At 61.3% G+C, this 20338-nt stretch carries 12 protein-coding genes; 8 read left to right on the forward strand and 4 right to left on the reverse strand.

Going from position 1 to position 20338, the window contains the following annotated elements; genetic code table 11:
• Positions 1–59: 59 nt before the first annotated feature.
• Complete coding sequence (gene glnE / locus ACIPOO_RS07865; protein ID WP_400605671.1) at positions 60–3011, reverse strand: bifunctional [glutamate--ammonia ligase]-adenylyl-L-tyrosine phosphorylase/[glutamate--ammonia-ligase] adenylyltransferase; 2952 nt, start codon at positions 3009–3011, stop codon at positions 60–62.
• 387 nt (positions 3012–3398) lie between these two features.
• On the opposite strand from glnE, the gene aceE reads away from it, so the two are divergent.
• The 4 genes from aceE (at position 3399) to msrA (ending at position 11739) form a co-directional block, all read left to right on the forward strand.
• Entirely contained in the window at positions 3399–6047 is a 2649-nt protein-coding gene (aceE, locus tag ACIPOO_RS07870; RefSeq protein ID WP_400605673.1) for a pyruvate dehydrogenase (acetyl-transferring), homodimeric type, read from the forward strand.
• Between the two features lie 144 nt (positions 6048–6191).
• Positions 6192–7835, forward strand: coding sequence for a dihydrolipoyllysine-residue acetyltransferase (gene aceF / locus ACIPOO_RS07875; RefSeq protein WP_400605675.1), 1644 nt, complete (start codon positions 6192–6194; stop codon positions 7833–7835).
• Between the two features lie 427 nt (positions 7836–8262).
• Complete coding sequence (locus ACIPOO_RS07880) at positions 8263–10956, forward strand: EAL domain-containing protein (RefSeq protein ID WP_400605678.1); 2694 nt, start codon at positions 8263–8265, stop codon at positions 10954–10956.
• 123 nt (positions 10957–11079) lie between these two features.
• Positions 11080–11739: a peptide-methionine (S)-S-oxide reductase MsrA gene (gene msrA, locus ACIPOO_RS07885; protein WP_274131742.1), complete on the forward strand. Its 660-nt coding sequence runs from the start codon at positions 11080–11082 to the stop codon at positions 11737–11739.
• Between the two features lie 188 nt (positions 11740–11927).
• Here the strand turns inward: msrA and ACIPOO_RS07890 are convergent, their stop codons facing one another.
• Entirely contained in the window at positions 11928–12770 is an 843-nt protein-coding gene (locus ACIPOO_RS07890; RefSeq protein WP_274131744.1) for a 23S rRNA (adenine(2030)-N(6))-methyltransferase RlmJ, read from the reverse strand.
• 328 nt (positions 12771–13098) lie between these two features.
• On the opposite strand from ACIPOO_RS07890, the gene ACIPOO_RS07895 reads away from it, so the two are divergent.
• On the forward strand, positions 13099–13362 hold the full coding sequence (locus ACIPOO_RS07895) for a hypothetical protein (RefSeq protein ID WP_400605681.1): 264 nt from the start codon (positions 13099–13101) through the stop codon (positions 13360–13362).
• 118 nt (positions 13363–13480) lie between these two features.
• On the opposite strand, the gene ACIPOO_RS07900 is transcribed toward ACIPOO_RS07895, so the two are convergent.
• Positions 13481–14584 (reverse strand): GlxA family transcriptional regulator, encoded by a 1104-nt coding sequence (locus ACIPOO_RS07900; RefSeq protein WP_274131748.1) that lies wholly within the window; start codon positions 14582–14584, stop codon positions 13481–13483.
• A gap of 687 nt (positions 14585–15271) precedes the next feature.
• Entirely contained in the window at positions 15272–16648 is a 1377-nt protein-coding gene (locus ACIPOO_RS07905) for an L-serine ammonia-lyase (RefSeq protein WP_400605683.1), read from the reverse strand.
• Positions 16649–17143: 495 nt separating this feature from the next.
• On the opposite strand from ACIPOO_RS07905, the gene ACIPOO_RS07910 reads away from it, so the two are divergent.
• The 3 genes from ACIPOO_RS07910 to choV all read left to right on the forward strand — a co-directional run bounded on the left by ACIPOO_RS07910 (position 17144) and on the right by choV (position 20184).
• Positions 17144–18091 carry a choline ABC transporter substrate-binding protein gene (locus tag ACIPOO_RS07910; RefSeq protein WP_274131752.1) on the forward strand — a complete coding sequence of 316 codons (948 nt, stop codon included), beginning with the start codon at positions 17144–17146 and terminating at the stop codon, positions 18089–18091.
• Positions 18092–18157: 66 nt separating this feature from the next.
• Entirely contained in the window at positions 18158–19006 is an 849-nt protein-coding gene (gene choW / locus ACIPOO_RS07915) for a choline ABC transporter permease subunit (RefSeq protein ID WP_274131817.1), read from the forward strand.
• Positions 19003–20184, forward strand: coding sequence for a choline ABC transporter ATP-binding protein (gene choV / locus ACIPOO_RS07920; protein ID WP_274131753.1), 1182 nt, complete (start codon positions 19003–19005; stop codon positions 20182–20184). The genes choW and choV overlap by 4 nt, the downstream gene beginning before the upstream one ends.
• Positions 20185–20338: the final 154 nt, after the last annotated feature.

Consider the following 20338-nt stretch of genomic DNA (forward strand, 5'->3'; position numbering starts at 1 on the left):
TGTGGGAGCGGGCTTGCCCGCGAAGAGGCCGGCAGATCCGTCAAACAATCCTGCCTGTATCAACTCAACCCCAACTGCGCCCAGATCCGCATCACCTCATGCCGCTCGTCAGCGAACTGATCGCCACTGACCACCCCCGGATTCTTCTGCAGGGCCTGCTTGTGGGCGGCTGAACGGTACGCCTTATACACCTCGCGCAGCAGGCTGGCGTCGGCGGCGGGCATCAGTCCGACCTGCTCGAGACCTTCCAGAATGCGGATGTTATCGGTGTAACGGGACAGCTCGGGGTGCTCTCTGGACCACGCCAGGGCCGCGTATTGCACCATAAATTCGATATCGACGATACCACCGGCGTCTTGCTTGAGGTCGAACGACGACGTGGCGTCGAAGGCATTCGGGCCTTTGCCGGCCGCCGTACCCTTGGTGCCGAGGTTGTCGCGCATCTTGGCGCGCATCTCGCTGACTTCCACCCGCAGGGTGTCCGGGTCCCGCTCGCGGCCCAGCACGGCAGCGCGCACTTTCTCGAAGCCCTGGCCCACATCCTGGCTGCCCACCAGCACCCGCGCCCGCACCAGCGCCTGATGCTCCCAGGTCCAGGCCTCGTTCTCCTGATAGCGCGCAAAGGCCCCCAGCGAACTGACCAGCAGGCCCGAAGCACCCGAAGGCCGCAGGCGCATGTCCACCTCGTAGAGCTGGCCGGAGTTGGTCTGGGTGGTAATCAGGTGAATGATGCGCTGCCCCAACCGGGTGAAGAACTGCGCGCCGTCGATGGGCTTGGCACCGTCGGTCTCGGCCTGGGGGTCGCCATCGTGGACGAACACCAGGTCCAGGTCCGAACCATGCCCCAGCTCGATGCCACCGACCTTGCCATACCCGACAATCACAAAGCCCGGATCGCACAGGGTGCCGTCCGGACGCCGCGGCGCGCCGTGGCGTGCAACGGTGTGTCGCCAGGCCAGCGCCAGCACCTGCTCCAGAATCGCCTCGGCCAGCCAGGTCAGGTAGTCGCTGACTTTCATCAACGGCAGGCTGCCGGTGATTTCGGACGCCGCCACCCGCAGGCTGTGGGCCAGCTTGAAGTGCCGCAGCGCTTCCATCTGCTGTTCCAGATCATCCTCGGGGATGCGCGTCAGACGCTCGCGCAGTTCGGCGCCCAATTCCAGCGCCTGGGGTGGGCTGAACAGGCGGCCTTCGTTGAGCAATTCGTCCAGCAACAGCGGGAAGCGGGCGATCTGCTCGGCGATCCACGGGCTGGCTGCGCACAAGGTCAAAAGTCTGCGCAATGCACCCGGGTTTTCGGTGAGCAGCACCAGATACGCCGAGCGCCGGGCCACGGCTTCGACCAGTGGCAACACCCGCTCAAGCACCAGGTCAGGGTCGGAGTGTTCCACCGCCTGGGCCAGCAACCGGGGAATGAAGGCATCGAGCCGCTCACGTCCCAGCCGCTGCATCGAGCGCAGTTGCGAGCTGTTGCGCAGGTTGTTCAGATGGTTGAGCGCCTTCTGGGCGTCGGCGAAACCGCCCTGCTGCAACTGACGGCAGGCGCTTTCTTCATTTTGAGAATCTTCCCACAGCGGCAGCCACTCGCCGCCGACAACCTCTTCGCCACCGTCCTGAGGATTTTCCTCTTCATCGGGGTCGGCGATGACCTGACGGAAGTGCCAGTCCACCCGGCCACGCCAGTACATCAGCTTTTCATGGAAGCTGTCCCAGTCGGCAAAGCCCATTATGAGGGCAATGCGCGCCTGGTCCTGCGGGTCATCGGGCAGCATCTGGGTCTGGCGGTCGGCGATGGCCTGGATGGCGTGCTCGGTGTAGCGCAGGAATTCATAACCTTCGCGCAGCTCGCTTACCACCGCTGGCGGCAAGTAGCCCTGCCCTTCGAGGGTTTTCAGCACTTTGAGCAAGGGGCGCTGTTGCAGGCTCAGGTCGCGGCCGCCGTGGATCAACTGGAAGGCCTGGGCGATGAACTCCACTTCACGGATGCCGCCCGAACCCAGCTTGATGTTGGCGGCCATGCCCTTGCGCCGCACTTCCTGCTGGATCAACTGCTTCATGGTGCGCAGGGCTTCGATGGCGGAGAAGTCCAGATAACGCCGATAGACGAACGGTCGCAGCATTTCCAGCAGTTCCGCGCCCTTGGCCTGGTCGCCGCCGACCACCCGGGCCTTGATCATGGCGTAGCGCTCCCAGTCGCGGCCCTGATCCTGGTAGTACTGCTCAAGCGCATTGAAGCTGAGCACCAGCGCACCGGACGAGCCGTAGGGGCGCAGGCGCATGTCGACGCGGAACACAAACCCGTCCACCGTGACCGGATCCAGCGCCTTGATCAGCCGCTGGCCCAGGCGGATGAAGAACTCCTGGTTGTCCAGCGGGCGCTTCACGCCCTGGGTTTCGCCGCCCTCGGGGTAGGCGAAGATCAGGTCGATGTCCGAAGACAGGTTCAGCTCCACCGCCCCCAGCTTGCCCATCCCGAGGATGACCATCTGCTGCGGCTCGCCGCTGCGCCGCCCAGTCGGCGTGCCGAATTGCTGGCAATGGCGCGCGTACAGCCATTTATAAGCAAGGTCGATACTGCCATCGGCCATGTCGGAAAGGTCACGGCAGGTTTCGACCAGATCCGCCTGGCGGGTCAGGTCGCGCCAGATAATTCGCACTTGCTGGCGCGTGCGTTGACGACGTAGATTACGCCCCAGCTCATCGTCGCTGGTGGCAAGATCCACTGCCGCGGCGATCTGCCCACGCAACTCCCCGGGCGCGAAACTGCGCTCCAGCTCGCCGGATTCGGCCAGCTCCAGCAACATCTGCGGATCACGGATGATGTGCTCGGCAACAAAGTCACTGGCCGCACAGACGCGGTCGAACGCACCACGGCGCTCGACGGGCCAGGCAGCGAAAGCCGCCTGATCCATGTCAGTCATGGATTCAAGAGCGACACCAAAGGATTGTTGTGCCCGTGTGACCAACGGCAGCAGGATGGCCGGCAGGTCAGCCAGCAAGGGAAGGCTCATGGTCTATCCTTGATCGGCGTTCAAAAGACTACCCGATGTGGTGGTTTTACCTACATAACAGGCTGGACTGTCGAACAAAGGTTAAAAATTGCTGACTAAAGATATTTATTGGTTGTCAGCATAACGTTTCACTTGATCTGTTTGTTGTTTCAACCAAAATCAGCGATTCGTTTCACAGCTTCACACGAGCGAAAACATCGTTCAGCTGTAGTTTTACTACTGTATATACAAGTCGAAAAGCTGAAACGGCCAAAGATTTGTAGTAAAACTACACAACGCCGGGTACAACGCCGGCGATCCAAGAATTTTTATACCGTCTGCCCACAAGGCCAGTCGCAACAAACTCAGGCGACCGATTCTGGAAGCCTTTCCGCCCTGGAGCAAGCCATGCAAGACCTCGATCCCGTCGAAACCCAGGAATGGCTGGACGCCCTGGAATCGGTTCTCGACAAAGAAGGCGAAGACCGTGCTCACTATCTGATGACCCGTATGGGTGAGCTGGCCACACGTAGTGGTACACAGCTGCCGTACTCCATCACCACGCCATATCGCAACACTATCCCGGTTACCCGCGAAGCGCGTATGCCAGGCGACCTGTTCATGGAACGCCGCATTCGCTCGATCGTTCGCTGGAACGCCCTGGCGATGGTGATGCGCGCCAACATGCAAGACCCCGATCTGGGCGGCCACATCTCCACCTTTGCCTCCAGTGCGACGCTTTACGACATCGGCTTCAACTACTTCTTCCAGGCTCCGACCGAAGAACACGGCGGCGACCTGATCTACTACCAGGGTCACGCATCGCCAGGCATCTACGCTCGCGCCTTCCTGGAAGGCCGCTTGAGCGAAGAGCAGATGCTCAAGTTCCGTCAGGAAGTGGACGGCGGCGGTCTGTCTTCGTACCCGCACCCGCACCTGATGCCGGACTTCTGGCAGTTCCCTACCGTTTCCATGGGTCTGGGCCCGATCACCGCGATCTACCAGGCACGCTTCATGAAGTACCTGGAAAACCGTGGTTTCATCCCGGCCGGCAAGCAGAAGGTCTGGTGCTTCATCGGTGACGGCGAGTGTGACGAGCCGGAAACCCTGGGCGCCATCTCCCTGGCTGGCCGTGAGAACCTGGACAACCTGATCTTCGTCATCAACTGCAACCTGCAGCGCCTCGACGGCCCGGTTCGCGGCAACGCCAAGATCATCCAGGAACTGGAAGGCGTGTTCCGTGGCGCCGCCTGGAACGTCAACAAGGTCATCTGGGGCCGCATGTGGGACCCACTGTTCGCCCAGGACGAAGACGGCCTCATGCAGCGCCGCATGGACAAAGCCATCGACGGCGAGTACCAGAACTACAAGGCCAAAGACGGCGCCTACGTGCGCAAGCACTTCTTCGGCGACGATCCAGAGCTGCTCAAGCGCGTCGAGAACCTGTCCGACGACGAGATCTGGAAACTCAACCGTGGCGGCCACGACCCGTACAAGGTCTACGCAGCGTACCACCAGGCGGTCAACCACAAAGGCCAGCCTACCGTCATCCTGGCCAAGACCATCAAGGGTTACGGTACCGGTGCGGGCGAAGCGAAGAACACCGCGCACAACACCAAGAAAGTCGATATCGAGTCGCTGAAGAAATTCCGCGATCGCTTCGACATCCCGCTCAACGATTCCGAACTCGAATCGCTGCCGTTCTACCGTCCGGCCGAAGACAGCGCGGAAATGAAGTACCTGCGCAAGTGCCGCGAGAAGCTGGGCGGCTCCCTGCCACAGCGTAACCGCGGCAACATCAGCATCCCGACGCCTTCGCTGGACACCCTCAAGTCTGTCCTGGACGGCTCGGGCGACCGCGAAATCTCCACCACCATGGCGTTCGGTCGTATCCTGGCCTCGATGGTCAAGGACAAGGAACTGGGCAAGCGCATCGTTCCGATCCTCGCCGACGAAGCCCGTACCTTCGGCATGGAAGGCATGTTCCGCCAGTTGGGTATCTACTCGCCAGTCGGCCAGCTGTACGAGCCAGTCGACCGCGACCAGGTCATGTACTACCGCGAAGAGAAAGACGGCCAGATCCTGCAGGAAGGCCTCAACGAGGCAGGCGCGTTCTCCTCGTTCATCGCGGCGGGTACTGCCTACAGCAACTACAACACCCCGATGCTGCCGGTCTACATCTTCTATTCGATGTTCGGCTTCCAGCGTATCGGCGACCTGGCCTGGGCGGCGGGCGATGCCCAGACCCGCGGCTTCCTGCTGGGCGGCACCTCCGGGCGTACCACGCTCAACGGTGAAGGCCTGCAACACGAAGACGGTCACAGCCACATCCTGGCCAGCACCATCCCGAACGTGCGCAGCTATGACCCTGCCTATGCCTATGAGCTGGCAGTGATCATGCAGGAAGGCACGCATCGCATGATGACGCTGCAGGAAAACGTCTACTACTACATCACCGTGATGAACGAGAACTACCACCAGCCAGCAATGCCGGCCGGTGTAGAGCAAGGCATCATCAAGGGCATGTACCTGCTCGAAGAAGACAAGCGCGAAGCGGCTCACCACGTTCAGCTGATGGGCTCCGGCACCATCCTCAACGAAGTGCGCGAAGCAGCGAAGATCCTGCGCGAGCAATTCAACATCGGCGCCGATGTGTGGAGTGTCACCAGCTTCAACGAACTGCGTCGCAACGGCCTGGCCGTTGAGCGCGGCAACCGCCTGAAGCCAGGCCAGAAGCCACAATTGAGCTACGTTGAAGAGTGCCTCAATGGCCGCAAGGGTCCGGTGATCGCGTCGACCGACTACATGAAACTGTTCGCTGACCAGATCCGTCAGTGGGTTCCTACCAAGGAATACAAGGTCCTGGGCACTGACGGTTACGGCCGTTCGGACAGCCGCAAGAAGCTGCGTCACTTCTTCGAAGTCGATCGTCACTTCGTGGTGCTGGCCGCTCTGGAAGCCTTGGCTGATCGTGGCGATATCGAACCTAAGGTCGTGGCTGAAGCCATCACCAAGTTCGGCATCGATCCTGAGAAGCGTAACCCGCTGGACTGCTGAGCCGTAAATCGAGAAGAGCGCTGAAAGCCATGCGCGAAACAGCCGCCGATGCGGAATTTACTTCGGTAAATGAGCATCTCCGGCTGTTTCGTTGCTGGTGCACCAGCGCAGTCGAGTGAACAGGTTCTCCTGAGGAGAGACATTGTGAGTGAGTTAATTCGTGTACCCGACATCGGCAGCGGTGACGGTGAAGTCATTGAGCTGTTCGTCAAGGTTGGCGATCGCATCGAAGCCGACCAGAGCCTGCTGACCCTGGAGTCGGACAAGGCGAGCATGGAAATCCCGGCGCCGAAGGCCGGTATCGTCAAGGCGCTGAAAGTGAAGCTGGGCGACCGCCTGAAAGAAGGCGACGAACTGCTGGAGCTGGAAGTCGAAGGCGAAGCCGCCGCTGCTCCTGCTGCCGAGCCTGCTGCTGCCGCACCTGCACCAGCTGCTGAAAAGCCTGCGCAAGCTGCTGCTCCGGAACCAGCTGCTGCTCCTGCCCCTGCGGCGGCCGCAAGCGTTCAAGACATCCACGTGCCGGACATCGGCTCGTCGGGCAAGGCTCGCATCATCGAGCTGCTGGTCAAGGTGGGCGACAGCATCGAAGCTGATCAATCGCTGATCACCCTGGAATCCGACAAGGCCTCGATGGAGATCCCGTCTCCAGCCGCTGGCGTGGTCGAAGCCATCAGCGTCAAGGTCGAAGACGAAGTCGGCACTGGCGACCTGATCCTGAAACTGAAAGTGGCCGGCGCTGCGCCTGCTGCTGCACCGGCCCCGGCTCCGGCTCCGGCCAAGGCTGAAGCACCTGCCGCAGCACCGGCTGCAGCTCCAGCGCCGAAAGCTGAAGCAGCACCTGCTCCTGTCGCCGCGCCAGCCAACAACGGCGCCAAGGTTCACGCAGGCCCGGCTGTTCGTCAGTTGGCCCGCGAGTTCGGCGTCGAGCTGAGCGCTGTGACCGCAACCGGTCCACACGGCCGCGTGCTGAAGGAAGACGTGCAGGTGTACGTCAAGGCCATGATGACCAAGGCCAAGGAAGCGCCTGCTGCTGGCGGCGCTACCGGCGGCGCGGGCATCCCGCCGATTCCGGAAGTCGACTTCAGCCGTTTCGGCGAAATCGAAGAAGTGCCGATGACCCGCCTGATGCAACTGGGCGCGTCCGGTCTGCATCGCAGCTGGCTGAACATCCCGCACGTCACCCAGTTCGACCAGGCCGACATCACCGACCTGGAAGCTTTCCGCGTTGCGCAGAAAGCTGTCGCCGAGAAAGCCGGCGTCAAGCTGACCGTGCTGCCACTGCTGCTCAAGTCCATCGCGCACCTGCTCAAGGAACTGCCGGACTTCAACAGCTCCCTGGCGCCAAGCGGCAAGGCTGTGATTCGCAAGAAGTACTTCCACATCGGTTTCGCGGTGGATACTCCTGACGGCCTGCTGGTTCCGGTCATCAAGAACGTCGACCAGAAGAGCCTGCTGCAACTGGCGGCCGAAGCGGCCGAGCTGGCTGAAAAAGCGCGTTCCAAAAAGCTGTCGGCCAACGACATGCAAGGCGCCTGCTTCACCATCTCGAGCCTGGGTCACATTGGCGGCACCGGCTTTACGCCGATCGTCAACGCGCCGGAAGTCGCGATCCTGGGCGTGTCCAAGGCCACCATGCAACCGGTCTGGGACGGCAAGGCCTTCCAGCCACGCCTGATGCTGCCGCTGTCGCTGTCCTACGATCACCGCGTGATCAACGGCGCCGCAGCTGCTCGCTTCACCAAGCGTCTGGGCGACCTGCTGGCCGACATCCGCACCATCCTGCTGTAAGCCGTACAAGGCCCGTTTCTCGCGAGACGGGCCTTCGCTGTTTTTCGAGCTGCCACGCTCGTACCTCAACCCCGCTTATATGGCGGGGCTTTTTTTGCCTTTTTTTGTAGGAGCGCGCTTGCCCGCGACCGCGGCGGCCAATCCGACATCGTTGGCAACTGACACCCTGCCGTCGCGGGCAAGCGCGCTCCTACAGAGAATGGCGTCGCTGCCGATAACCAGAAGCGCCAAAAACAACCACTTACACCTCTTTCCCGACAAATCCGACCAATAACCTTCAGTTAATCCCCGATTTGCCGACAGATTTATAGCACTAAGCCATCGCGCTCACTTGTCAGCCCGTTCGCCATGATGCAACCTTGCGACACGCGATTTAACGATGGGCTCCTTGCCCACGCGCGACCGTACTCTTAAAGCGAGTTCCTTCATGAAAAGCCAACCTGATGCTGCCGCCCGATCGGCAGCCGAGGTCGTGACGCAATTGCCGGTGCCCTCGCGGCTCGGCATGCTGCGTTTCGAGCGGCTGAATGAACCCAGCTGGGCCATGCTGTACCTGGACCCAAGTTGCGAAAAGCAGTTCGACATGCCCGCCATCGAGCTGTGCGCCCTCATTGGTGCGCCCTACGCCAGCCTGATGGAGCCCGAGGCCCGCTACCAGTTGCACGACGCCATCGCGCAGCAACTGGCCAGCAATTCCCATTACGTGATCCGCTACACCCTGCACACCGCCCGTGGCCCCTTGGGTCTGATGGAAATCGGTGAGGGCTATCGCCAGCACAATCGCGACCTGTTGCGCGGCTACCTGATGGTGGTCGACGATGTGTTCGAAGCCAGTGGCCTGAGCTTCACACCTGACCTGGAAATCCAGAACTCGCGCCTGCAAATGGCGCTTGAGTTGAACCAGCGCGCCCAGTACGAACAGTTGCAGCACCTGGAGCGAGTACGTGCCCAGCAGAGCCTGATCCTGCGCCTGGCGCGGCACCGCTATAGTTCGAGCAACTCGCTGCAGGAAGCCGCCGAGCTGATCACCAAGAACGCCTGCGAAATCTACGACATTGCCCGGGCGGCGATCTGGAACCTCAACGGCAAGATCCTCGAGCCCATCGCCGAGTACCGGCGAGAGACCGACGAATACCTCAAGCCCGCGCCGATCGACATCAGCCATTTCCCCAGCTACCTGGACGCGCTGCACACCAGCCGCGCCATCGATGCCAACGACGTGGCCCAGGACCCGCGCACCCGGGAGCTGGCCGAACGCCTGCTGCCGCGTGACATCAACGCCATCCTCGACGCCAGCGTGCGCATCGATGGCCACGTGGTGGGCGTGTTGTGCCTGGAACAGACCGGCACGCCACGGGAATGGCAGGCGGACGAGATCGCCTTCGCCGGTGAGCTGGCCGACCAGTTCGCCCACGCGATCAACAACCACAACCGCCGTACCGCCACCAGCGCCCTGCACCTGTTCCAGCGGGCCGTCGAGCAAAGCGCCAACGCCTTTCTGCTAGTCAATTGCGACGGCGTGGTGGAATACGTCAACCCAAGCTTCACCGAGATTACCCAGTACAGCGCCGACGAAGTCCACGGCCACCGCCTGTCGGAATTGCCGGCGCTGGAAAACCTGAGTTCCTTGCTGCTCGATGCCAACTCGAGCCTTGCGACCAGCAATAGCTGGCAGGGCGAATTCAAGAGCCGGCGCAAGAACCTTGAGCCCTACTGGGGCCAGCTGTCGATTTCCAAGGTCTACGGTGACAACCGCGAGCTGACCCATTACATCGGCATCTACGAAGACATCACCCAGGCCAAGCTCTCCCAGCAGCGGATCGAGCGCCTGGCGTACACCGACAACCTGACCAATCTGGGCAACCGTCCGGCGTTCATTCGCACCCTGGACGAGCACTTTGCCCGGGACATCGAAACGCCCATCAGCCTGCTGCTGGTCGACATCGACAACTTCAAGCGCATCAACGACAGCCTCGGCCACCAGACCGGCGACAAGCTACTGATCAGCCTGGCCCGGCGCCTGCGCAACAGCCTGAGCCCGACCGGCATTCTGGCGCGTTTCGCCAGTAACGAATTCGCCGTGCTGCTGGACGACACCGGCCCCGAAGACGGCCAGCGCATTGCCAGCCAGGTGCTGACCACCCTCGACAAGCCGATGTTCGTCGATAACCAGTTGATCAGCGTGACTGGCTCCGTGGGCCTGGCCTGCGCGCCCCTGCACGGCCGCGATCCACAGACCCTGATGAAAAACGCAGGCCTTGCGCTGCACAAGGCCAAGGCCAACGGCAAGCATCAGGTACAGGTGTTCACCGAAGCGCTCAACGCCGAAGCCAGCTACAAGCTGTTCGTCGAGAACAACCTGCGCCGGGCCCTGACCCAGAACGAACTGGAAGTCTTCTATCAGCCCAAACTGTGCCTTCGTACGGGCCGTTTGCTGGGCATGGAAGCGCTGCTGCGCTGGAACCATCCGGAAAAGGGCATGATCCGCCCGGACCAGTTCATCAGCGTCGCCGAAGAAACCGGCCTGATCATCCCGATCGGCAAGTGGGTGGCGCGCCAGTCTTGCCGCATGAGCAAGCAGCTGACCGCCGCCGGTTACGGCAAGCTGCACGTGGCGATCAACGTCTCGCCCAAGCAGTTCTCCGACCCCGAGCTGGTCAGCTCCCTGGCCAATATCCTGCGCGAAGAACAGCTCGACCCGTCGCTGCTGGAGCTGGAACTGACCGAAGGCCTGTTGCTGGAGGCGACCGAAGACACGCGCCTGCAACTCGAATCGCTGAAAACCCTGGGCCTGACCCTGGCCATGGACGACTTCGGTACTGGCTACTCGTCGTTCAGCTACCTGAAGAAATTCCCCATCGACGTGATCAAGATCGACCGCAGCTTCATCCGCGACATTCCGGATGACCAGGACGACATGGAAATCACCTCGGCGGTCATCGCCATGGCGCACAACCTCAAGCTGACGGTGGTCGCCGAAGGCATCGAGACCGCCGAGCAACTGGCATTCCTGCGCCGCCACCGTTGCGACGTGGGCCAGGGCTACCTGTTCGACAAGCCGATTCCCGGCGAAGAGCTCATCAGCAAGCTGCGCCGCTACCCGAAAGCCTCCCAGGCCTGACGCCCCTTCCCCACCCAGGCGATGTGCGGCACACTGCCGTTCTTTGATTTGTCATCGCTGCCCCCATATACCTTTTTCACTGACAAACCCTGTCGGTCATCCTGCCCCTTGAGGATTTGCCCCATGGTCTTGCGCTCGGAAATTCTTGTGAACAAAACTGAACTGCCTAACGCCCAGCAGGCTTTGCCGGGCCGCGAAACACCGATGGCCCTGCCGGAGAAGCACTTCGTCAACGACACCCCGCTGCTCGGCCCCTTCTTTGAAGACGTCGAATTCGCGATTTTCGGCCTGGGTTGCTTCTGGGGCGCCGAGCGTCGTTTCTGGCAACGTGATGGCGTTGTCAGCACAGTCGTCGGCTACGCGGGCGGCTTCACGCCGAACCCGACTTATGAAGAAGTGTGCTCCGGCCTGACCGGCCACAGCGAAGTGGTACTGGTGGTGTACGAGCCTGCGAAAGTCAGTTACGAAGAGTTGCTGGCGATGTTCTGGGAACTGCACAACCCGACCCAGGGCATGCGCCAGGGCAATGACATCGGCACTCAGTACCGCTCGGTGATCTACGCCACCAACCCGGAACAACTGGAAGCGGCCAAAGCCAGCGCCCAGGTGTATCAGGCCGAATTGACCAAGGCCGGCCTGGGCGACATCACCACCGAAATCGACCAGGCCCCGACCGTGTACTTCGCCGAGGCGTATCACCAGCAATACCTGGCGAAAAACCCGCAGGGTTATTGCGGCATCGGCGGCACCGGCGTGTGCATGCCACCGAGCCTGAATCCCTGATTATCCTGTAGGAGCGCGCTTGCCCGCGACGGTGTCGGCATATCCAACATCGTCGGCGACTGACACTGCGCTGTCGCGGGCAAGCGCGCTCCTACAGATTCAGCGGGGTGCATTCAAACCTTTCATACATCCAAATACCCGTAGCAGTCCGGCTTGCCGGCGACAGCGCCCTCCAATCCGCCACAGCCTCAAGCCTCGGCAATCAACCAATCCAGCCGCCAGTCACCACCGGTCTGCGCCAATGTCTTGGCCAGCCACGGCAGCAACTCGCGCAGCTCCTCTTCCAGCCCCCACGGCGGGTTGGCAATCGCCAGGCCCGAGCCGGTCAGGGTGTTGGGCGTATCCACCGGATGCACCAGCAGCTCCACACGCAGCAGCTTAGGCGCGCCGGTTTCGGCCAGTTCCTGATAGAAACGCTTGAGCGCGCGCTGGTCCTTGATCGGGTACCAGATCGCCGCGACGGTCTGGCGCATGCGGCCGATGGTTTCCTTGAGCGCCACCGAGCAGCGCTTCATCTCGTCCAGTTGCTCGAACGGCGGGTCGATCAGCATCACGGCGCGCTTTTCCTGCACCGGCAGCAAGGCACGGGGCACGTGCCAGCCTTCGCCCAGGTGCACGGCCACGCGCTTGTCGTATTTCATGTTGTCCTTGAGCAGCGCGCCGTCTTCGGGGTGCTTCTCGTTGAGCAGCACGCGGTCCTGCTCGCGGGTCAGGCGCCGGGCCAGCTCCGGGGAGCCTGGGTAGTAACGCAGCTCGCCGGTCTTGCGGTTCATGTGCCGCAGCACGTCCAGATAGCCCTGGGCCATGGCCGGCACATCTTCGGCGTCCCACAGGCGGCCGATCCCTTCGATCCACTCACCGGTGCGCGTGGCCTGGTCGCCCTGCAGGTCATACAGCCCCAGCCCTGCGTGGGTGTCGAGGTAGGCGAACGGCTGCTCCTTGCGCGACATCAGTGCGATCAGGCGAGTCAGGACGATGTGTTTCAAGACGTCGGCGTGGTTGCCGGCGTGGAAGGCGTGACGGTAGTTCATGGCGGCTCCTGGAAGGCCGGGCAGTTTAACAAAACCGCCGCGCCTGCGCAGACCGCTCATGCCCCTTGGGCCTGACAAAAAACCCGGGCAAAAAAATCCCCGGTTAAGCCGTTACAAAACCGGGGTTGAGGGAGTTGCGTGGGCTAGAGGGTGACCAAACCATGGCCCGCGCAAGTATGAATGAGGCCATTATGCCCAGTTAACTAAACGGTTACATAGCCAAAACCGACACACTGATGTGCATCCCAGACATTGCCGACGGCAGGTATTGCCGAGCGTGCGGCGCGCTACCAGAATCGGCCCAACCCCAATAAAAGGAGCGAGCGTCATGATGCATGCAGACCTGATCGACCAGGACGATCTTCTCGGTCAACTCAGATCCATCGGCTTTGAAATGCCATCAGGGGCCACCGCCGAACAAGCCTGCGCCCAGGCCGTGTGCGGCCTGAACGACGACCGTGCCCGAGCATTGCGCCAACTGGTGGAGAGACTGCTGAGCGGCGGCGCGACCATCCTTCCGGCCGTGCGCCAGGCCATTGACCAGCAGTTGCTGCCGGCGTTGGCGACCTACAACAAAAGCAAGACTCACTGACTCCCCTGTAGGAGCGCGCTTGCCCGCGACGGCGTCGCCATGTCCAACATCGTTGGTGACTGACACTTCGCTGTCGCGGGCAAGCGCGCTCCTACAAGAGGGCGCTGCTTCCCTTCTCTTACAACCTCACACTCGCAAACGTCGACTCATTGCGCGCCTGGCTCAACGCCGACAGCGGGCCTGAGAGCGGCGCCAGCACCATGGCCTGCGGAATCGGCAGCATCGCCACCTGTTGCGCGGTGTTGGAGCCTACGCGCTCGTCACGTGGCGGAATGCCGAAGTATTCGCGGTAGCACTTGGAGAAGTGCGGCGTGGACACGAAGCCGCAGACCGACGCCACTTCGATGATCGACATCGGCGTCTGCTTGAGTAGCTGACGCGCGCGGATCAGGCGCAGCTTGAGGTAGTAGCGCGACGGCGAGCAGTGCAGGTACTTCTGGAACAGACGTTCGAGCTGTCTGCGGGAAACCGAGACATAGACAGCCAGTTCGTCGAGGTCGATCGGCTCTTCGAGGTTGGCCTCCATCAGCGCGACGATTTCCTGCAGTTTTGGCTGGTTGGTGCCGAGCATGTGCTTGAGCGGCACGCGCTGGTGATCCTGTTCGTTACGGATGCGCTCGTACACGAACATTTCCGAGATCGCAGCGGACAGTTCACGGCCGTGATCGCGGCTGATCAGGTGCAGCATCATGTCCAACGGCGCGGTGCCGCCGGAGCTGGTGAAACGGTTGCGGTCCAGGGTGAACAGACGGGTGCTCATGGCAACGCGAGGGAAAGCTTCCTGCATCGCTGCCAAGCATTCCCAATGCACGCTGCAATCGAAACCGTCCAGCAGGCCTGCGCACGCCAGCGCCCAGCTACCGGTGCACACCGCGCCCAGGCGGCGGGACTGACGGGCCTGGCTTTGCAGCCAGCTCACGTGCTCGCGGGTCACGGTGCGTTGAATGCCGACGCCGCCGCAGACGATCACGGTGTCCAGCACCGGCGCCTTGTGCATGGCCGCATCAGGGGTGATTTGCAGGCCGTCGCTGGCCCAGACCTGGCCACCGTCGACACTCAGGGTGGTCCAGCGATACAGCTCGCGACCGGACAACTGGTTCGCCATGCGCAGTGGCTCTACCGCAGATGCGAGGGAAATCAGTGTGAAATTGTCCAGCAGCAGAAAGCCGATGGATTGAGGCGCACGGTTCTGGGGTTGGGCCCCGGAGTTGAACGAAGTCATCACGGTATCTCCTCACACGAAAGCGGCTGATGGCCCCAATCAGGGCTCTTGTTGTTCTGCCCTCTCACTGGAGAGCTATGCCTATTGCAACGCAAATGCCATGCCTAAAGTTGAATGAGCATTCAATTACTCTCGTTTGCGACGTCGTGATGCGTCTATTCGGGAGCGACATGGCCGTTCAGTTAGCGACCTATCGATTCAAAAGCCGCGCAGGCATTGGAGAGGTGAGCAAATCGGTAGCACTTGTGTGACACGCCGAAATATTTGCCAACAGGAGAGTGTCACCCTATGCACAGGTGACGGGCGGTCGTGGGGGTTACACAGGTGTGGCATGGCGTTGCGCTATGCCACAGGGTTCACGCGCCAAAACGTGGCGAAGGCTCTAGGCCGTGAGCTAAAAGCGAGCAGAGCTGTGAAACCCATTCGCGGGCAAGCCCGCTCCCACAGGATTGGAGGCGTTCGCAAGTTCCGGTCTCGACACATATCCACAGTAGGACCGGGCAAGCCCGATCCCACAGGATTGGGGGCGTTCGCAAGTTCCGGTCACGACACATATCCACAGTAGGACCGGGCAAGCCCGATCCCACAGGATTGGGGGCGTTCGCAAGTTCCGGTCACGACACATATCTTCTGTGGGAGCGGGCTTGCCCGCGAAGGCGCCAGACCAGTCACCATCAGTTTAAGGGATCAACACTCCACCGCGCTGACCGCCAACCCGCCGCGCGACGTTTCTTTGTATTTGTCGTGCATGTCGGCCCCGGTGTCGCGCATGGTGCGGATCACCCGGTCCAGGGAGATGAAGTGCTCACCGTCACCACGCAGGGCCATCTGGGCGGCGTTGATGGCTTTCACAGCCGCAATTGCGTTGCGCTCGATGCAGGGCACCTGCACCAGCCCCGCGACCGGGTCGCAGGTCAGGCCCAGGTTGTGTTCAAGGCCAATCTCGGCGGCGTTGCACAGCTGTGCAGGCGTGGCGCCCAGGATGTCCGCCAGCCCGGCCGCAGCCATGGCACAGGCCGAACCGACTTCACCCTGGCAGCCCACTTCGGCGCCGGAAATCGAGGCGTTCTTCTTGCACAGGATGCCGATGGCTGCCGCGCCAAGGAAGAAGTCCACCACGTTGGCTTCGCTGACTTCATCACTGAACTTGACGAAGTAATGCAGCACCGCCGGGATGATCCCCGCCGCGCCATTGGTCGGCGCGGTGACCATGCGCCCGCCGGCGGCGTTCTCTTCGTTGACCGCCAGGGCGAACAGGTTGACCCATTCCATGGCGTTGAGCGTCGAGCCGATCACGTTCGGCTTGCCCAGTTCCTGAAGGCTGCGATGCAGACGCGCCGCACGGCGACGTACATTCAAACCACCCGGCAGCGTGCCTTCATGTTTCAGGCCGTGGTCCACGCAATCCTGCATCGCACGCCACAGGCGCATCAGGCCTGCGCGAATTTCCTCTTCGCTGCGCCACACTTTCTCGTTGGCCAGCATCAGTTCCGACACCCGCAAGCCGTGTTGCTTGCACAACCGCAGCAGTTCGTCGGCGCTGGAGAAGTCATAAGGCAGCACGGTGGTGTCGGCATCCAGCACGCCGCTGGCGGCCTGGGCTTCATCGACGACGAAACCGCCGCCGACCGAGTAATAGGTGTCGCGATGAATCTCGCCTTCGGTGGAGAAGGCAATCAGGCGCATGGCATTGGGGTGATACGGCAGGTTTTCGTCGAGCAGCAGCATGTCGCGCTGCCACATGAACGTCACGCGGTGATCGCCGCTGAGTTTCAGGGTGTCGGTTTCACGCAGCTCGGCGATGCGCTGGTCGATCTGGGTCGGGTCGATTGCGTCCGGCCACTCACCCATCAGGCCCATGACGACAGCCTTGTCGCTGCCGTGCCCGACGCCGGTGGCAGACAGCGAGCCATACAGCCGCACTTCGACACGATTGACCTGCGCCAGCAGGTCGCGCTCACGCAGGGTCTGCACGAACAGCGCTGCGGCACGCATGGGGCCGACGGTGTGTGAGCTGGAAGGTCCGATACCGATTTTGAACAGGTCGAAAACGCTGATAGCCATTAACCGCAAGCCTCCGAAAACAGGGGGTTTCCGGCGCGCCAGGCGGCCGGCGACGGAGCTGCTACGCTTCTAGCTGCGGTCCGTCGAGATAGGGGCATCATCAGCCTTTTATCGCGAGGGGCGGCGTCTACAACCGACTCAATCATGCCCACAAACGCCGCGCCCCGACGCTGGCGCACAGGAGCACGTCCCCCACAAAACCTGTCACTGTTTTCGACACTTTTTGCCGTAAAGCCACTCGGCTCTCTAGCCCAACTGCCGGTCGACAAACGGGGAAAAAAGCTGGAAGCGACGTCACACACACTGGATGCGACTCCCTCTGTACTGGTTACGACGCACCCTGTAGGCGTTTGGTTTTCGCTGTTCCATGATCGTTAGCGACTCGATCGCCAACGCAGTGATAGAGCTGTTTTCCCTTTTGACTCGCCGACACCAAGAAAGCGCATCAGCCAAAAAGGTTGATGACGAGAAGAAAACACCTGAGGAGTCCCAACCATGAAAGGTTCACAAAAGCTGTTGCTGGGCGTCGCGTTGAGTCTGCCGATGCTGGCACAGGCCGCAGAGCCGGCAGCATGCAAGATGGTCAATTTCTCGGATGTCGGCTGGACCGACATCACCGCAACGACCGCCGTTACCAGCGCCGTGCTCCAGTCGCTGGGCTACAAGACCAAGACCACGATGATTTCCGTGCCCGTGACCTACAAGTCGCTGGCCGATGGCAAGAACATGGACGTGTTCCTCGGCAACTGGATGCCGACGATGGAAAACGACATCAAGGCCTATCGCGATGCCGGTACCGTCGAAACCATCCGTCCTAACCTCGAAAACGCCAAGTACACCCTCGCCGTTCCCGAAGACCTCTACAACAAGGGTCTGAAAGACTTCGCTGACATCGCCAAATTCAAGGACGAGCTCAAAGGCCAGATCTACGGCATCGAGCCAGGCAACGACGGCAACCGCACCATTCAAAGCGTGATCGACAAGAACCAGTTCGGCCTCAAGGATGCAGGCTTCAAGGTCGTCGAATCCAGTGAAGCCGGGATGCTGGCGCAGGTCGACCGCGCCATCAAGCGCAATCAGGCCATCGTGTTCCTGGGCTGGGAACCGCACCCGATGAACACCCGCTTCAAGATCAAATACCTGACCGGCGGCGACGACTCCTTCGGCCCCAACTTCGGCCAGGCCACGGTCTACACCAACGTACGCAAAGGCTACGCCACAGAGTGCCCGAACGTTGGCCAACTGCTCAAGAATCTGTCCTTCACCTTGCCAATGGAAAGCTCTCTGATGGGCAACATCCTGGACGACAAGATGAAGCCTGATGCAGCCGCCAAGGCGTGGCTGAAGAAGAACCCGCAAATCCTCGACACCTGGCTGGCGGGTGTCACCACAGTGGACGGTAAACCTGGCCTGGAAGCCGCTAAAGCCGAGCTGACTAAGTAAACAGACACCCAGGCGGGTTCGCGCCCGCCTGCTGTCCTCTTTTCATCCCGCACGCGGACAATCGATATCATGCTGACTGATCATAAAATCCCCTTAGGCCAGTACATTGCCGGCTTTGTCGAATGGCTGACCCAACACGGCGCCAGCACCTTCGACGCCATCGCTTCGTCACTGGAAGCCATGATCCACGGGCTGACCGCAGGTCTGACCTGGTTCAATCCTTTCGTCCTGATCGGCCTGATTGCTCTGCTTGCTCATTTCATTCAGCGCAAATGGGGCCTGACCGCCTTCGTCGTGGCCTCCTTCCTGTTGATCCTGAACCTGGGTTACTGGCAGGAAACCATGGAAACCCTGGCCCAGGTGTTGTTCGCCACCCTGGTGTGCGTGGTCATCGGCGTGCCGCTGGGCATCGTCGCGGCGCACAAGCCGTGGTTCTACACCGCGATCCGCCCGGTCCTTGACCTGATGCAGACCGTCCCGACTTTCGTTTACCTGATTCCAACCCTGACCCTCTTCGGGCTGGGCGTGGTGCCAGGCCTGATCTCGACTGTGGTCTTCGCGATTGCAGCGCCGATCCGCCTGACGTATCTGGGCATCTGCGATGTCCCGCAAGAACTGCTCGACGCCGGCAAGGCCTTCGGCTGCTCCCGTCGTCAACTGCTGTCCCGTATCGAACTGCCCCACGCCATGCCAAGCATCGCGGCCGGTATCACCCAGTGCATCATGCTGTCGTTGTCGATGGTGGTGATCGCAGCACTGGTTGGCGCCGACGGTCTGGGTAAACCCGTGGTCAACGCACTGAACACTGCTGATATCGCTCTGGGCTTCGAAGCGGGCCTGGCGATCGTATTGCTGGCGATCATGCTCGACCGTATCTGCAAACAACCCGACGCTAAAGTGAGGGCTGACGCATGAGCATCATCAAATTCGACCAGGTAGACGTTGTCTTCTCCAAAGACCCGCGTGAGGCACTCAAGCTGTTGGATCAAGGCCTTGCGCGGCCAGAAATCCTGAAGAAAACCGGCCAGATCGTTGGCGTGGAAAAAGCCAGCCTGGAAATCAACAAGGGTGAAATCTGTGTACTGATGGGCTTGTCCGGCTCGGGCAAATCCAGCCTTCTGCGCTGCATCAACGGCCTGAACACCGTCAGCCGCGGATCGCTGTTCGTCGAGCACGAAGGCAAGCAGATCAACATCGCCAACTGCACACCGGCAGAGCTGAAAATGATGCGCACCAAGCGTATCGCCATGGTGTTCCAGAAGTTCGCGCTGATGCCCTGGCTGACCGTTCGCGAGAACATCAGCTTCGGCCTGGAAATGCAGGGTCGCCCGGAGAAGGAGCGTCGCCAGTTGGTGGACGAGAAACTCGAACTGGTGGGCCTGACCCAATGGCGCAACAAGAAGCCCGACGAGCTGTCCGGCGGCATGCAGCAGCGTGTGGGCCTGGCCCGTGCGCTGGCGATGGACGCCGACATCCTGCTGATGGACGAACCCTTCTCGGCACTCGACCCGCTGATTCGCCAGGGCCTGCAGGATGAACTGCTGGCACTGCAGAAGAAACTCAGCAAGACCATCGTGTTCGTGAGTCACGACCTGGACGAAGCCCTCAAGCTCGGTACCCGGATCGCGATCATGAAGGACGGCCGGATCATCCAGTACAGTGTGCCGGAAGAAATCGTGCTCAACCCGGCGGACGAATACGTGCGTACCTTCGTGGCCCACACCAACCCGCTGAACGTGCTGTGCGGTCGCAGCCTGATGCGCCCGATCAACGATTGCACCCGCATCAACGGCTCCCAGGTGTGCCTGGACCCGGGCAACGATTCGTGGATCGATCTGGCCGACGGCAACACCATCAAAGGCCTGCATCAGCACGGCGCGCCTGTTGACCTGCAAAGCTGGGAACCGGGCCAGGCGGTGGAAAACCTGGGTCGCAAACCGACGGTCGTGCACTCGAACATCGGCATGCGCGAAGCCCTGCAGATCCGTTACCACACCGGCAACAAGCTGGTGCTGCAAGAGAACAACCAGCTGGTCGGCATTCTTGGCGACAGCGAGCTGTATCACGCGCTGTTGGGCAAGAACCACGGCTAAACGCAGCTCACGCTTCAACGCAATCCCTGTAGGAGCGCGCTTGCCCGCGACGGCGTCAGACCTTCAATACGAAGGTGTCTGACACAACGCATTCGCGGGCAAGCGCACTCCTACAGGTGACCGTTTTCAACCTTTAAATCGGTGGTGTTAGTGG

Origin of the sequence: Pseudomonas sp. NPDC090201 (assembly GCF_044746825.1) — a bacterium.
GTDB classification, from domain to species: domain Bacteria; phylum Pseudomonadota; class Gammaproteobacteria; order Pseudomonadales; family Pseudomonadaceae; genus Aquipseudomonas; species Aquipseudomonas putida_AD.